Here is a 12801-nt window from a genome sequence, read left to right on the forward strand (position 1 = left end):
CCGGCAGCGTTGAAACGCCGCGCCCTCGATCGAATCCTGGCTCTTGACAATCCCGAATAGTAAGACATAACTTACCGTTCGTGGCCGCTTACCGAACGGCTGACGGGTGGGAAGCCCTCGGTGACAGAACGAGGCGCGCCATCATCGAATGCTTGGCCGAGCGCCCACGGGCGGTCGGCCAACTCGCCGCGCAGTTACCCGTGAGTCGGCCCGCGGTATCCCAGCATCTCAAGGTTCTCAAGGATGCCGGCCTCGTCATCGAGCGCTCGGTGGGCGCCCGGCGGGTTTACCGACTCAATCCGGCCGGGGTGAGCGCACTACGCGACCAGCTCGACACCTTCTGGAACCGGGCATTGACCGCATACAAAGATGTCGTCGAACAACCAGTTGAGGAGGAAACATGACCGAGGCAGCGACCGCGGTGGTCCGCCGGCAAATCGTCGTGGAGGCGCCCATCGAGCACGCCTTCGCAGTGTTCACGGAGCGATTCGGTGATTTCAAGCCTGCGGAGCACAATCTGCTCGATGTGCCGATCGCCGAAACTGTTTTTGAGCCGAGGGTCGGCGGTCATATCTACGACCGCGGCGTTGATGGCAGCGAGTGCCGATGGGCTCGCGTCTTGGCTTACGAGCCGCCCGACCGAGTCGTATTCAGTTGGGACATCGGCCCGCAGTGGCAGCTCGAGAGCAATCCGGAGAATGCCAGCGAGGTCGAGGTTCGGTTCCTCGCCGAAACCACGCAACGCACCCGGGTCGAATTGGAGCATCGCAACATCGACCGGCACGGCCCCGGCTGGCAAGCAGTCAGCGACGGTGTCGGCGACCACGCCGGCTGGCCGCTGTACCTTGCCCGGTACGCCGCGCTCTTCACCGAGGGCAGCTGAACACCGCAGGTTTCGGTCAGGTACCGCTTCATCTGATCAGATCTCGACGACGTAGCTGATGCTGTCGTTACCGACGGTTTGGGTGACTTGCCAGCAACCGCGCGCAGAAACGCCCAGAACGGTCGGCCACCAGTGCATTCCTGCACTGTCGCCCGGCGTCGTAGAAGTCGCGTAGCCGCCGGTCGAGCCGGTGCCGCGCCCCTGCCTGTCGAGAGCCTTAACAGTGATCCGCGGTGCACCGCCGGCGTCAGTCACTTCGCCCTGCCTGAGAGTCCAGGTCGGGTATTTGTAGCCATACGGGTACTCCGGATCGCCGCGTTCAGCCGAACGGGCCTGCTCGAGAGCTTGCGGGTCCTGCCACCAAGCCCCGACCCAAAGGTTTCCGCTGCCGAACACCGCCCCGTAGCCTTGCTGCGTCAGGGCAGGCGGGATTCCGTCCCGCGTGGCCGGGGTGACCGGGCATTCGTTCGCGACGGAGGTCCCCACGGTCGCCGACGACGGATGCCGCGCAGGCTGCTGTTGTGCCGTCGTACAGCCGGTCGTCACCATGAGCAATATCGCCGCGAGGCCGACCAGCCCCGCAGATCTCCGCCTCATCATGACCACTTCCGATCGTTGACTGGAAGCCAGGCTAGCGCGTGCACGCAGAATCCTGGAGGAACAAGTTGAAGCCTCACGTAGTTGAGAAAGTGCATGTCATCTGTGCAGCAGCTTCGGCTCGTCATCACCGTCGATAACTACGACGAGATCCTCGCCTTCTACCGCGACGCTCTCGGCCTAACCGAGAATGCGGCGTACTCCGCGCCCAACGATGGTCGAGTCACCTTGCTGGACGCGGGGCAGGCGACGATCGAGCTGGCCGATTCCCGACAGGCGGACTTCATCGACGAGGTCGAAGTCGGGCGGCGTGTCGCCGGAAAGATCCGCATCGCGTTCCAAGTCGAGGACAGCGTGACCGCAACCGCGAAACTCGTTGACGGTGGGGCGACGATCGTGGCAGAGCCGACGCGAACTCCGTGGAACTCGCTGAACTCTCGGCTCGATGCGCCAGACGGAATGCCGCTCACCCTGTTTCAAGAGCTGGGCGGTGAGTGGGCCTGAGTCCTGGTCTCTGGTCTCGATACACTCGCTGGCGCTCGCTACTCGACCAACGGCACTCGCTGGTCGAGTAGCCCGCGAGCGCAGCGAGCAGGCGTATCGAGACCCGGCACACGGGCGCCTCAGGTCTCGATACACTCGCTGGCGCTCGCTACTCGACCAACGGGACTCGCTGGCGCTCGCTACTCGACCAACGGCACTCGCTGGTCGAGTAGCCCGCGAGCGCAGCGAGCAGGCGTATCGAGACCCGGCACATGGGGGCCTCAGGTCTCGATACGCTCGTTCCTCGCTACTCGACCAACGGGGGTTGCTGGCGCTCGCTACTCGACCGGCGGGGGCTGCCGGCGCTCGCTGCGGTGCTTCCGCCTATAGAGAACGAACGCACCGGACGCGGCGCGGGCCGGTGCGTTGTCCCGTAACCTAGACAGCGAGGCAGTTCAGCCCCTGGCAAGACCGAAAGGCATCGCACGTGGATATTCGGATCGGTATTCTCAATGCACCTCGCGAGCTCAGCTTCGAGACGGAAGAGTCGTCGGCCGACGTCACTGCGACCGTCACTGCGGCGCTTGAGGGCAACACCGGCGTGCTACGGCTGACGGATGACAAGGGCGCGGTCTACGTGGTCCCCACCGCCAGCATCGGCTACGTTCAGATCGGCTCCGAAGAGTCCCGCCGCGTCGGCTTCGTCGCGTAGTCGGCCCAGGGAACTGCAATGGAGCTGCTCTTCATCAGCCTTGCCGGCGCCGTCATCGGCCTGATCGCGCGTTACGTGCTGCCCGAACGCCACCGGCACGGAAGTGTGCTGGTACCTGCAATCGGCACGGCTGTTGCCGCCGTCGTCTGGGTCGCTCTCACCTGGGCCGGCCTCAAGTGGAACGGCGGCTGGATCTGGACCATCACCCTCATCGTGACGGTGCTTGTCACATTCGCAGCCGGACTCTTGATCGGGGAACTGCGCAAACGCAGCGACAATGCGCTGCTGAGCGACCTCAGCAAGGGTGCCGCCCGAGTCGCAGCGTAACCGCGGGCCCGAGACGGCTCGAACTACGCGGTCAGACCGAGTTCGTCCATGCGCCTGGTGTGCGCGGCGATCACGTCGGTGAAGACCGGCTCGATCCGCTGCTCGACCGTGTTGGCGCTGACCAGGCTCGCACGGTCCGCGTCGCCGTTGGTCGGGTGCGGCAGCGCCGAGCGCGCCACGAGCAACGTGTCACCGACGAGGCGCCGGCCCCACATCGCCAGCCGAGACCCGAGGCATTCGTCGAGGGCGAGTTGCTCCTGCAGAATCCGGATGATGTCGTCTGTGCCGGCATCCGCCCCGAGCAGACGCGCGGTGCGCGGACCGACGTCACCGGGCAGTCCGACCGCGAGGCGGATGAAGAAATCATCGAGCAGCCCCGTCGTCACGTGCACACCGAGCAGCGTCTCCTGCCAATCCGCGCCTGCAGTGAGCGCCTGAAATGCGTCGATTGCCGAGACGAACGGCTGCATCACGTCGGTCGGGTCGGCGTCGTGCCGGCGGATCTCCGCAACGAGCCCGTGGAATTTTGCCAAGGCCGCACCGGCGGCCGCCGCAATTCCTTCCTTCGCCGCCAGGTCGGGCACCGACACGACCACGCGCGCCAAGACCTGAAACGCCTCGAGCTGCAGGTAAGCGACCTGCCCAAGGTATGGCAAGAGTTCCGGGGTGATCTCGGCCAAGTCGACACGCTCGGCGGCAGCCCTTTCGCTCCGCGGCTTCAGCCGCGGAATCTCCGTCGGCAGACGCCGCGACTTGAACCAGGATGCCACGGTGCCAGTGTAATGGGCACGCCCCGGTAGACTAGGCATGCCGTCGGCATTGGATCGGCGGCTCTACGCCTGAGACGACTGACGAACAGAAAAGGGCGTAGCCATCTGCGATTCTTTTCGATCGACTCAACCGACAGGCATATATTTCGTGACTTTCTCCGAACTCTCCATCGACCAGGACATGGTCGACGCCCTTGCAAGCAAAGGCATTCTCGAACCCTTCCCGATCCAGGAACAGACCATTCCGCTGGCGCTCACCGGACAGGACATCATCGGCCAGGCCAAGACCGGCACCGGCAAGACGTTCGGCTTCGGTCTTCCGTTGATCCAGCGGCTCGGTGTCGACCCCGAACCCGGCGTGCAAGCGCTGATCGTGGTCCCGACCCGTGAACTGTGCGTGCAGGTGAGCGAGGACCTCGAACTGGCGGCCGGCAACCGCAACACGAAGATCGTCTCGATCTACGGCGGAAAGGCCTACGAGGGTCAGATCGAACAGTTGAAGGCCGGAGCGCAGATCGTGGTCGGCACCCCAGGGCGCCTGCTCGACCTGGCAGGCCAGCGCCTGCTCAACCTCTCGAACGTGCGCGAAATGGTTCTCGACGAGGCCGACAAGATGCTCGACCTCGGATTCCTCTCCGACATCGAAAAGTTGTTCAACCAGGTGCCGGCCACCCGTCACACCATGCTGTTCTCGGCGACGATGCCCGGCCCGATCGTCGCCCTCGCGCGTCGCTTCATGAACCGGCCGATCCACATCCGCGCATCCGCACCGGACGAGGGGTTGATGCAGGCGAACATCAAGCACCTCGTCTACCGCGCCCACAACATGGACAAGGACGAGGTGATCGGCCGCATCCTGATGGCCGAGGGTCGCGGCAAGACCATCGTGTTCATGCGCACCAAGCGTGCGGCGGCCAAACTCGTCGAAGAGCTCAACGACCGCGGCTTCAACGCGGCGGCCGTGCACGGCGACCTCAACCAGGAGCAGCGCGAGCGCGCCATGGCCGCGTTCAAGGCGGGCAAGAAGGACATCATGGTCGCCACGGATGTCGCCGCTCGCGGCATCGACGTCCACGACGTCACGCACGTGATCAACCACACCATCCCCGAAGACGAGAAAGCCTACCTGCACCGTGTCGGTCGCACCGGCCGCGCCGGCAAGACCGGCATCGCGGTGACATTCGTCGACTGGGACGACATGCACAAGTGGTCGCTGATCAATCGGGCTCTCGACTTCGGCCAGCCCGAGCCTGTCGAGACGTACTCCTCTTCACCGCACCTGTATGCGGACCTGAACATTCCAGTCGGCGCCAAAGGGCGACTCAAGCCGACACCGGCGGCCAAGAGCGACGGTGGCGCTCACCGGTCCGGTTCGGATCACCGCACGGGTGGCGCGGCATCCTCGACAAGCCCCGCATCCGGTGGCGAGCGCGGTGGAAGCAACCGAAATCGCAGGCGCACCCACGGCACTGGCACCGCAACTGCATCGGCAAGCGCTCCGCACGCGCAGACCTCGCCTGCTGGTCCGGATGCCGCACCCACCGCCACGGGGACCCACGACGGGCTCGGTGTGCAGCACCACGACGGCAACAGTGCACCGCGTCGCCGCAGCCGCAACCGTCGCCGCAGTGGAGGAACAGCGACACCCGCCGCGTAGTTTGTCCGCGACCGGTCGCTGAGCGAAGCCGAAACGCCGGGCTGGTGCGCCCGAAGCGAACGTCGGCCTATCTCCGTTCGAATCGTGCGATTCTGAAAAACATGAGCAACGACGATTCACTCGACACGTACTCGCGCACCGTCGTGAGCGTGGCCGAGGCGGTGCTGCCGACCGTTGCGAGCATCGCTGTTCGCACGGCGCGCGGCGGTGGCGCCGGCAGTGCGAGCATCATTACGAAGGATGGCTTTCTCCTCACGAGTGCACACGTCGTCGAGCGTGCCCAGCGTGCGACCGGCACCTTCTCCGACGGCACATCGGTTGCGCTCGACATCGTCGGCCGTGATCCGTTGTCGGATCTGGCGGTGCTGCACGCTCGTGGCGAGGTCCCAGCGCCCATCGAACTCGGGGATGCCGCCCAATTGCGTGTCGGACAGTTGGTCGTCGCCCTGGGCAACCCTCTCGGTCTCGCCGGCAGCGTGACAGCCGGAATCGTCTCCGCGCTCGGCCGCTCGCTGCCCACCGCCGCCGGCCGGGTGATCGACGAGGTCATCCAAACGGATGCCGCCTTGAACCCCGGCAACAGCGGCGGCGTGCTCGCCGACAATAGCGGCAGGATGATCGGAGTGAATACGGCGGTCGCGGGGTTCGGCGTCGGCCTTGCCGTGCCGATCAATTCGACAACTCGGGCGATTATCGCAACGCTGATGAGCAAGGGCCGTGTGCGTCGCGCTTGGCTCGGCATCGCCGGAGCACAGATCGTGCTCGCCCCCGAGCTCGCAAAGCGCATCGGGTCGCCGACGGGTTTACAGGTGGCAGGTGTTTCGGCGAACAGTCCAGCAGAACTGGCTGGCATCCACCGCGGAGATATCGTCGTCGAGCTGGGCCACGAGCGCGTCGTGACAACCACGGCGGTGCAAAAGATGATGGTCGAGGGAGCGATCGACCGCCCAATCGAGATGACTGTGTGGCGCAATGGCGCCTTGGTCGACGTGATCGTCGTCCCGACCGAACTGGACGCGAGCTAGCCGGCAGCGCGCGTGCGCGGCAGGATCGGCCCCGATCCGGTCGCGGCGGCAATAATCCGCTCGAGCACCTCCGGCGAGGTCGTGTTCTCGGCAAGCTTGTTCGGCTTGCCGCTGCCGTGATAGTCGCTTGAGCCGGTGACGACGAGCCCATACTTCTCGGCGAGTTGCCGCAGGTAAACCTTGCCGTCTTCCGTGTTCTCGCGATGCTCGATCTCCAACCCGAACAAGCCGGAATCGATCAGGCGCAGCAGATAGTCCTCTTTGATGACCCCGTCGCGTCCATAGGTCGCCGGATGCGCGAGCACTGCTACGCCACCGGCGCCGGTGATCAACCGCACGCCGTCAAGCGGCGTCGGCGCGTAGAGCGGTTCGTAGTAGGCGCCACGGGGATGCAGCAGTGTCTGAAACGCTGCGGTGCGTGAAGCGACAACGCCGCGGGTGACGAGCGCGTCGGCAATGTGCGGGCGCCCGATCGTCGCGCCTTCCGTCGTGTGCGCCAACACGTCTTCCCAGGTGATGTCGTAATCCGCTGCAAGCCGCTCGACGATCGCCTTGGCTCGAGTCAGTCGCGCCTGTCGAATCCGTACGGTCTCCGCAGCGAGCGCCTGCTCGTTCGGGTCGAACAGATACGCCAGCATGTGAACACTCTTCCAGCCGTAGCGGGTGCTCAGCTCCATGCCGGGAATCAACCTGATCCCCACTGCGGATGCTGCTTCACCAGCATCCGACCAACCCGCGGTCGTGTCGTGGTCGGTCAGCGCAATCGTGCCGAGGCCGGCCGCAGCGGCGGCCCGCACGAGCTCGGCCGGAGTCTGAGTTCCGTCGGAGACGCTCGAGTGCGTATGCAGGTCGATCGGACCCCGAAACTCATCTTCACCGGGCATCCCCCAATGCTATGCCCGGGCTGCCGGCGCAATGTCGCGGGCCCGGGCGCGGTGCGAGAATGGAGGCATGGCCACGAGCAGCGAAACAAGCACAGAAGCGTCCGCAAGCGCAGAAACGTCCGCAACCACAGGCATCCGCACCGGGGTCGCCGATTCGCCCGCACCACGCGCGACGTCGAATCGGTCGACGACTCCGGTGTCCAGCCGGTTCCGCGACTATATCGGCAGCAACTGGGCGCAGCGCGACGACGCCGTTCCCGCGCCGCGCGCGCAGGCCCGTTACGCCGCAGATCGACGCTCACGGCTCTCGGCACGCTATCCGGGAAAGCGGCTGATCATCCCGGCTGGCCGGCTCAAGCAGCGCTCGAACGACACCGACTATGCGTTCCGCGCCCACTCCGCGTTCGCCTACCTGACCGGATGGGCCTCCGATTCGGAGCCAGGAAGCGTGCTCGTGCTCGAGCCGACGGACTCCGGGCACGATGCAACCCTGTATTTCCGCGAGCGCGCCGGACGGGATTCCGACGAGTTCTACGCAAACCCGGAGATCGGCGAGTTCTGGATCGGTCCGCGGCCCTCGCTCGCGCAGGTCGCAGGCGATCTGGCGCTGCCCACCCGCGGCATCGCCGAGTTCGCACATGTCATCGACCTGGCAGCTGACGACACGCTCCTCGTACGCGAAGCGGATGAGGAGATCACGGCCACGATCGACGGCCTACGGCTCGTAAACGACGACGTCACCGACGTGGATGCGCACGAAGGAGACAGCCTGCTGGCTCAGGATCTCTCTGAAATGCGACTCGTCAAAGACGACTACGAACTCGGCGAACTCCGCGGCGCGATCGCGGCGACGGCCCGCGGTTTCGACGACGTCATCCGCGATCTGCCTCGCATCAGCACCCACCGCCGTGGCGAGCGGCTGGTCGAGGGCGTGTTCAACTCTCGCGCGCGCGCCGACGGCAACACGGTGGGGTACGACACGATCGCGGCCTCCGGACCTCATGCCTGCATTCTGCATTGGACTCGCAACAACGGCCCCGTTGTTCCGGGGGACGTCATCCTGATCGACGCAGGAGTCGAAGCCGAAAGCTACTACACGGCCGACATCACCCGCACCCTGCCGATCAACGGCACGTTCGGCGACACGCAACGCCTGGTCTACGAGACGGTGCGCGAGGCGGCGGATGCCGCGTTCGCGATCGTGACCCCCGGCATCCGTTTTCGCGAGATCCACCAGGCAGCGATGGCTGTCATCGCGCGACGTACCGCGGAGTGGGGCATGCTGCCGGTAAGCGCTGACGAAGCACTCAAGGCAGACAACCAGCACCACCGCCGCTATATGGTGCACGGCACCAGCCACCACCTCGGGCTCGACGTGCACGACTGCGCGAAAGCCCGCCGTGAAATGTATATCGACGGCGTGCTCGAACCCGGCATGGTCTTCACGATCGAGCCCGGGCTGTACTTTCAGCCGGACGATCTGAGCGTGCCCGAGCAATTCAGGGGCATCGGCGTGCGCATCGAGGACAACATTCTGGTGACCGCGGATGGCGCCGAGAACCTGTCGATCGGCATCCCCCGCACGGCGGATGACGTCGAGGCCTGGATCGCACGCCTGACGGCGTAGCAGGCACTGACCGCGTAGCGCGGCGTCAGCGCTTCGCTGAGTCGCCTGTGTGTCCGTCGTCGTCCGGTTCGGGGTTCTCGCCATAGCGGGGTTCGGGGTTCTCGCCGTAACGCGGTGCCGGGTTCTCGCCGTAGCGTGGGCGGGCCGGCGGCGGATCCGACGGATGCGCCGCCGGCGGAACGAATGCGGCGGGCGGATCTGACGGATGCGCCGGCTCGTGCGAATGCCTGTGCTCGCGCGGGTGCTCCTCGCCGTTCAGTCCGCTCCCGCCGGACAGCACGTTGCGGGCGCGATTGACCAGGTCCGACTCGACGAGCACCGAGTAGCTCGTGGCCATGACCTGCGTCATCGACGTGTAGTCTCGCCGCCGGCGGTTGAGGGTGTAAGAAGCCAGGCCGAACATCATGCCGAATCCGGCGCCGATCAGCAGCGCTGCAATGATGAAACCGAGCGAGGTTGCCGGCGAGAAGATCACGAGCAGCAGCCCGAAGAACAGTCCCAACCAAGCACCGGATGCCGCCCCCGCGATCGCGACGCGACCCCAGCTCAGCTTGCCTGTCACCCGCTCGACGCTCTTCAGATCGCTGCCGACGATCGAGACGCGATTGACCGGAAAATCGGCTCGTGCCAGCACGTCGACCGCTTGTTGCGCTTCGGGATAGGTTTGGTATGTCGCGATGGCCTCGCCGCTGGGCAGAGTGGGGAACACGCCCCGCCGTCGGCCGCCCATTGGGTTCTGATTGCTCACGCCGCCATTGTCCCATGCTTCCAGGGGGCCCGGACTAAGGTTTAGTTGTGAGCGCCACCAGAGTTTTTGTTGCCCGATTGGCGGGGTGCACCGTCTTCGACCCCGCGGGTGACCGCGTGGGCAAAGTGCGCGACGTTCTGGTGGTCTACCGCAAGAACGATCCGCCTCGAGTTGTCGGTCTGATCGTTGAGATTCCGGGCAAGCGGCGCGTTTTCGTATCGATCGGGCGGGTGACCAGCTTCGGCAGCGGCCAGATCATCACGACGGGGCTGATCAACGTGCGACGCTTCGAGCAGCGCGGAGGCGAAGTGCGGGTGATCGCAGAGATCCTGGGGCGCACGGTCGTATTCAAAGACGGGTCGGGCAAGGCGACGATCGAAGACGTCGCCATCGAGGCGACCCGTTCCGGAGAGTGGTCGATCGCGCAGTTGTTCGTGCGTCGACCGAAGACCAGCCCGTCACCGTTTGCCAAGGGCGCAACCACGTTCACCACCTGGGCAGAAGTCACCGAGCAGTCGGTGCACGGGCAGGCGCAGTCCGCGGAACAGCTCATCGCCACCTACTCTGATCTGAAACCCGCGGACCTGGCCAACACCCTGCTCGACCTTCCCCTGCAACGGCGCCTTGAAGTCGCCGGCGAACTCCCAGACGACCGCCTTGCGAATGCGCTCGAAGAGATGCCTGAAGTCGATCAAGTCGAAATCATCGGCGAGCTGAACGATCAGCGTGCGGCCGACGTGCTCGATGAGATGCAGCCGGATGACGCCGCGGACCTGATCGCACAGCTGTCGGACGAGCGGCGCGAGCACCTGTTGCAGCTCATGGAGCCTGAGGAAGCCGACGACGTACGCATGCTGCTCAACTACGCCCCGGATACGGCGGGTGGGCTGATGACGACCGAGCCCGTCATTCTCTCCGCAGATGCGACGGTAGCTGAGGGGCTCGCCCTCATCCGCCGAGCGGAGCTGCCACCCGCGCTCGGTGCAGCCGTGTGTGTGACGCTGCCGCCGTACGAACCTCCGACGGGACGCTTTCTCGGCATGGTGCATTTTCAGCGGATGCTGCGGTATCCGCCGCACGAGCGGCTTGGCACGATCCTCGACCAAAGCCTGGAGCCGGTGACCGCCGACACGTCGGCGGCCGAGGTGTCCCGCATCCTGGCCAGTTACGATCTGGTGTCCGTGCCGGTCGTCGACGACAATCATCGGCTCGTCGGGGTGGTGACCATTGACGACATCCTCGACTACTTGCTCCCAGACGACTGGCGAAGTCACGACGAGAACGATGACGTGCGAAAACGCCAGCATACCGCGAGCGACACGAGCAGCATTCCGATCAGCACAAGTTCAAGCAGTACAGGTTCAAGCAGCACAGGTTCAATCAGCACAGGACGGAGGATGAGCAATGGCACGAGCAGCTAAAGCCGATGCCCGACTGGACGCACCGAAGGGCCTGCGTTCCTCTGTACTACCGCGTCGCTCGCGGGATTCCAATGACACCTTCGGTCGATTCACCGAGTGGATCGCACGGGCCATGGGCACACCGTGGTTCCTCCTGTTCCTCACCCTGTTCTGCATCCTGTGGATCAGCTGGAACACGTTGGCTCCGAATCATCTGCGCTTCGACTCCGTCAGTCTCGGCTTCATCGCCCTGACCCTGGTGCTCTCGCTGCAGGCCTCGTACGCCGCGCCCCTGATTCTGTTGGCGCAGAACCGTCAGGACGATCGCGACCGCGTGCAGATCGAACAAGACCGTCAACGTGCCGAGCGCAACCTTGCCGATACCGAATACCTCGCCAGGGAAGTGGTCGCGCTGCGTCTGGCCGTGCGCGACATGGCTTCGAAGGATTTCATCCGGGCCGAACTGCGCGCCCTGCTCGAAGAGCTGGACCGCAACAAGGAGCCCGAGGCGGAGCCCGTGAGTGGTTGATGTGCAGGTCGAAGGGCGCATTCGCGCCGCCCTTGCGGGGGTGATCGATCCGGAGATCCGCAAACCGATCACTGAACTCGACATGGTCGGTTCCATCACCGTCGACAGCGCCGGCCACGCGGTCGTGCAGATCAAGCTCACAATCGTCGGATGCCCGGCTGCGCGCGCGATCGAGCGCGAGGTGACGGCGGCCGTCCTCGCGACGCCAGGAGTCGCATCCGCTGAAATCGTCGTCGGTGTCATGACGCCGAGTGAACGCACGGCGTTGACCGAAAAGTTGCGCGGCGACAAAGCGGCAAGAACGATGCCCTTCGGCCCCGGCTCGCTGACCCGAGTTTTCTCGATCACGAGCGGAAAGGGCGGCGTCGGAAAGTCGACCCTGACCGCAAACCTCGCCGTCGCGCTGGCCGAGCAGGGCCGCACTGTCGGCGTGATCGATGCGGATGTCTACGGGTTCTCGATCCCCGGCATCCTCGGCCTCGTGCACGAGGGCGTCGCGGCCGTTCCCACCCGAGTCGACGACATGATTCTGCCGCCCGTCGCACACGGCGTGAAGGTGATCTCGATCGGCATGTTCCTTGATCCGGCGAAGGGCGCGAGCGGGTCCGCCGTGGCCTGGCGGGGACCGATGCTGCACCGTACGCTGAACCAGTTTCTGACCGATGTCTACTTCGGCGACCTCGACGTGCTGCTGCTCGATCTGCCTCCGGGAACGGGCGACATGGCGATCTCCGTCGGACAGCTTCTGCCGAATGCCGAGGTCATCGTGATCACGACTCCGCAACCGGCGGCGGCGGATGTTGCCGAGCGCAGCGGCACGGTCGCCCGGCAGACCGGGCAACACCTATTCGGTGTCGTCGAGAACATGGCGGGGCTTCGGCAACCGGATGGCAGCGTGCTCGAGTTGTTCGGCAGCGGCGGCGGGGCCGAGGTCGCGGCGCGACTGTCGGCCGGGCAGGATGCGCCGGTACCGCTGCTCGCGTCCGTGCCGTTCAGCGTCGCTCTGCGCGTCGGCGGCGATGCCGGCTCGCCGATCGTGCTCGAAGCGCCGCACGATCCGGCGAGTATCGCCATCCGCTCGGTTGCCGAACACATCGCGCGCGGCGGGCGCGGCCTGGCCGGCCGCCCGCTCGGCATCTCGCCCGCTTGATCCCGCCTG

General features: G+C 65.5%; 15 protein-coding genes. 11 read left to right on the forward strand and 4 right to left on the reverse strand.

The window, feature by feature from the left end:
* Positions 1–80 precede the first annotated feature (80 nt).
* Positions 81–404: an ArsR/SmtB family transcription factor gene (locus QU604_RS14675; RefSeq protein WP_308465364.1), complete on the forward strand. Its 324-nt coding sequence runs from the start codon at positions 81–83 to the stop codon at positions 402–404.
* Positions 401–883: an SRPBCC family protein gene (locus tag QU604_RS14680; protein ID WP_308465365.1), complete on the forward strand. Its 483-nt coding sequence runs from the start codon at positions 401–403 to the stop codon at positions 881–883. Before QU604_RS14675 ends, QU604_RS14680 begins: the two co-directional genes overlap by 4 nt.
* Positions 884–919: 36 nt before the next feature.
* On the opposite strand, the gene QU604_RS14685 is transcribed toward QU604_RS14680, so the two are convergent.
* Positions 920–1483, reverse strand: a complete 564-nt coding sequence (locus QU604_RS14685) for a hypothetical protein (RefSeq protein WP_308465366.1) — start codon at positions 1481–1483, stop codon at positions 920–922.
* A gap of 93 nt (positions 1484–1576) precedes the next feature.
* Between QU604_RS14685 and QU604_RS14690 the strand changes: the two genes are divergently transcribed.
* From QU604_RS14690 to QU604_RS14700, 3 genes are all read left to right on the forward strand, one after another.
* Positions 1577–1984: a VOC family protein gene (locus QU604_RS14690; RefSeq protein WP_308465367.1), complete on the forward strand. Its 408-nt coding sequence runs from the start codon at positions 1577–1579 to the stop codon at positions 1982–1984.
* A gap of 466 nt (positions 1985–2450) precedes the next feature.
* Positions 2451–2675, forward strand: coding sequence for a DUF3107 domain-containing protein (locus QU604_RS14695; RefSeq protein ID WP_308465368.1), 225 nt, complete (start codon positions 2451–2453; stop codon positions 2673–2675).
* Between the two features lie 18 nt (positions 2676–2693).
* The gene (locus QU604_RS14700) at positions 2694–3002 is read left to right on the forward strand and encodes a hypothetical protein (RefSeq protein WP_308465369.1); all 309 of its coding nucleotides are present in this window, start codon (positions 2694–2696) and stop codon (positions 3000–3002) included.
* A gap of 23 nt (positions 3003–3025) precedes the next feature.
* Here the strand turns inward: QU604_RS14700 and QU604_RS14705 are convergent, their stop codons facing one another.
* A complete protein-coding gene (locus QU604_RS14705; protein ID WP_308465370.1) occupies positions 3026–3772 on the reverse strand; it encodes a ferritin-like fold-containing protein in 747 nt (248 codons plus the stop codon).
* A 148-nt stretch (positions 3773–3920) separates the two neighbouring features.
* Between QU604_RS14705 and QU604_RS14710 the strand changes: the two genes are divergently transcribed.
* Both QU604_RS14710 and QU604_RS14715 read left to right on the forward strand, forming a co-directional pair.
* Entirely contained in the window at positions 3921–5429 is a 1509-nt protein-coding gene (locus QU604_RS14710; RefSeq protein WP_308465371.1) for a DEAD/DEAH box helicase, read from the forward strand.
* A gap of 101 nt (positions 5430–5530) precedes the next feature.
* The gene (locus QU604_RS14715; RefSeq protein WP_308465372.1) at positions 5531–6454 is read left to right on the forward strand and encodes a S1C family serine protease; all 924 of its coding nucleotides are present in this window, start codon (positions 5531–5533) and stop codon (positions 6452–6454) included.
* Here the strand turns inward: QU604_RS14715 and QU604_RS14720 are convergent.
* Positions 6451–7338 (reverse strand): PHP domain-containing protein, encoded by an 888-nt coding sequence (locus QU604_RS14720; RefSeq protein ID WP_308465373.1) that lies wholly within the window; start codon positions 7336–7338, stop codon positions 6451–6453. The genes QU604_RS14715 and QU604_RS14720 overlap by 4 nt on opposite strands.
* Before the next feature lie 67 nt (positions 7339–7405).
* Here QU604_RS14720 and QU604_RS14725 point away from each other — a divergent pair, with 67 nt between their 5' ends.
* The gene (locus QU604_RS14725) at positions 7406–8965 is read left to right on the forward strand and encodes an aminopeptidase P family protein (protein ID WP_308465374.1); all 1560 of its coding nucleotides are present in this window, start codon (positions 7406–7408) and stop codon (positions 8963–8965) included.
* A 25-nt stretch (positions 8966–8990) separates the two neighbouring features.
* Here QU604_RS14725 and QU604_RS14730 read toward each other — a convergent pair whose 3' ends face one another.
* The gene (locus QU604_RS14730) at positions 8991–9713 is read right to left on the reverse strand and encodes a YflT domain-containing protein (protein WP_308465375.1); all 723 of its coding nucleotides are present in this window, start codon (positions 9711–9713) and stop codon (positions 8991–8993) included.
* 47 nt (positions 9714–9760) lie between these two features.
* On the opposite strand from QU604_RS14730, the gene QU604_RS14735 reads away from it, so the two are divergent.
* From QU604_RS14735 to QU604_RS14745, 3 genes are read left to right on the forward strand one after another with little or no spacing between them, the layout of a single operon-like run.
* Positions 9761–11134, forward strand: coding sequence for a magnesium transporter MgtE N-terminal domain-containing protein (locus QU604_RS14735; RefSeq protein WP_308465376.1), 1374 nt, complete (start codon positions 9761–9763; stop codon positions 11132–11134).
* A complete protein-coding gene (locus QU604_RS14740; protein ID WP_308465377.1) occupies positions 11118–11642 on the forward strand; it encodes a DUF1003 domain-containing protein in 525 nt (174 codons plus the stop codon). The genes QU604_RS14735 and QU604_RS14740 overlap by 17 nt, the downstream gene beginning before the upstream one ends.
* On the forward strand, positions 11635–12792 hold the full coding sequence (locus QU604_RS14745) for a P-loop NTPase (protein ID WP_308465378.1): 1158 nt from the start codon (positions 11635–11637) through the stop codon (positions 12790–12792). Before QU604_RS14740 ends, QU604_RS14745 begins: the two co-directional genes overlap by 8 nt.
* Positions 12793–12801 lie beyond the last annotated feature (9 nt).

This window comes from Rathayibacter sp. SW19 (assembly GCF_030866825.1).
GTDB lineage: Bacteria > Actinomycetota > Actinomycetes > Actinomycetales > Microbacteriaceae > Rathayibacter_A > Rathayibacter_A soli.

What these genes read in the sequence shown, in the direction of transcription:
- QU604_RS14680 (WP_308465365.1), top strand. Translation starts at nt 401, where the DNA reads ATGACCGAGGCAGCGACCGCGGTGGTCCGCCGGCAAATCGTCGTGGAG.
- QU604_RS14685 (WP_308465366.1), bottom strand. Translation starts at nt 1,483, where the DNA reads ATGATGAGGCGGAGATCTGCGGGGCTGGTCGGCCTCGCGGCGATATTG.
- QU604_RS14690 (WP_308465367.1), top strand. Translation starts at nt 1,577, where the DNA reads ATGTCATCTGTGCAGCAGCTTCGGCTCGTCATCACCGTCGATAACTAC.
- QU604_RS14700 (WP_308465369.1), top strand. Translation starts at nt 2,694, where the DNA reads ATGGAGCTGCTCTTCATCAGCCTTGCCGGCGCCGTCATCGGCCTGATC.
- QU604_RS14715 (WP_308465372.1), top strand. Translation starts at nt 5,531, where the DNA reads ATGAGCAACGACGATTCACTCGACACGTACTCGCGCACCGTCGTGAGC.
- QU604_RS14720 (WP_308465373.1), bottom strand. Translation starts at nt 7,338, where the DNA reads ATGCCCGGTGAAGATGAGTTTCGGGGTCCGATCGACCTGCATACGCAC.
- QU604_RS14725 (WP_308465374.1), top strand. Translation starts at nt 7,406, where the DNA reads ATGGCCACGAGCAGCGAAACAAGCACAGAAGCGTCCGCAAGCGCAGAA.
- QU604_RS14740 (WP_308465377.1), top strand. Translation starts at nt 11,118, where the DNA reads ATGGCACGAGCAGCTAAAGCCGATGCCCGACTGGACGCACCGAAGGGC.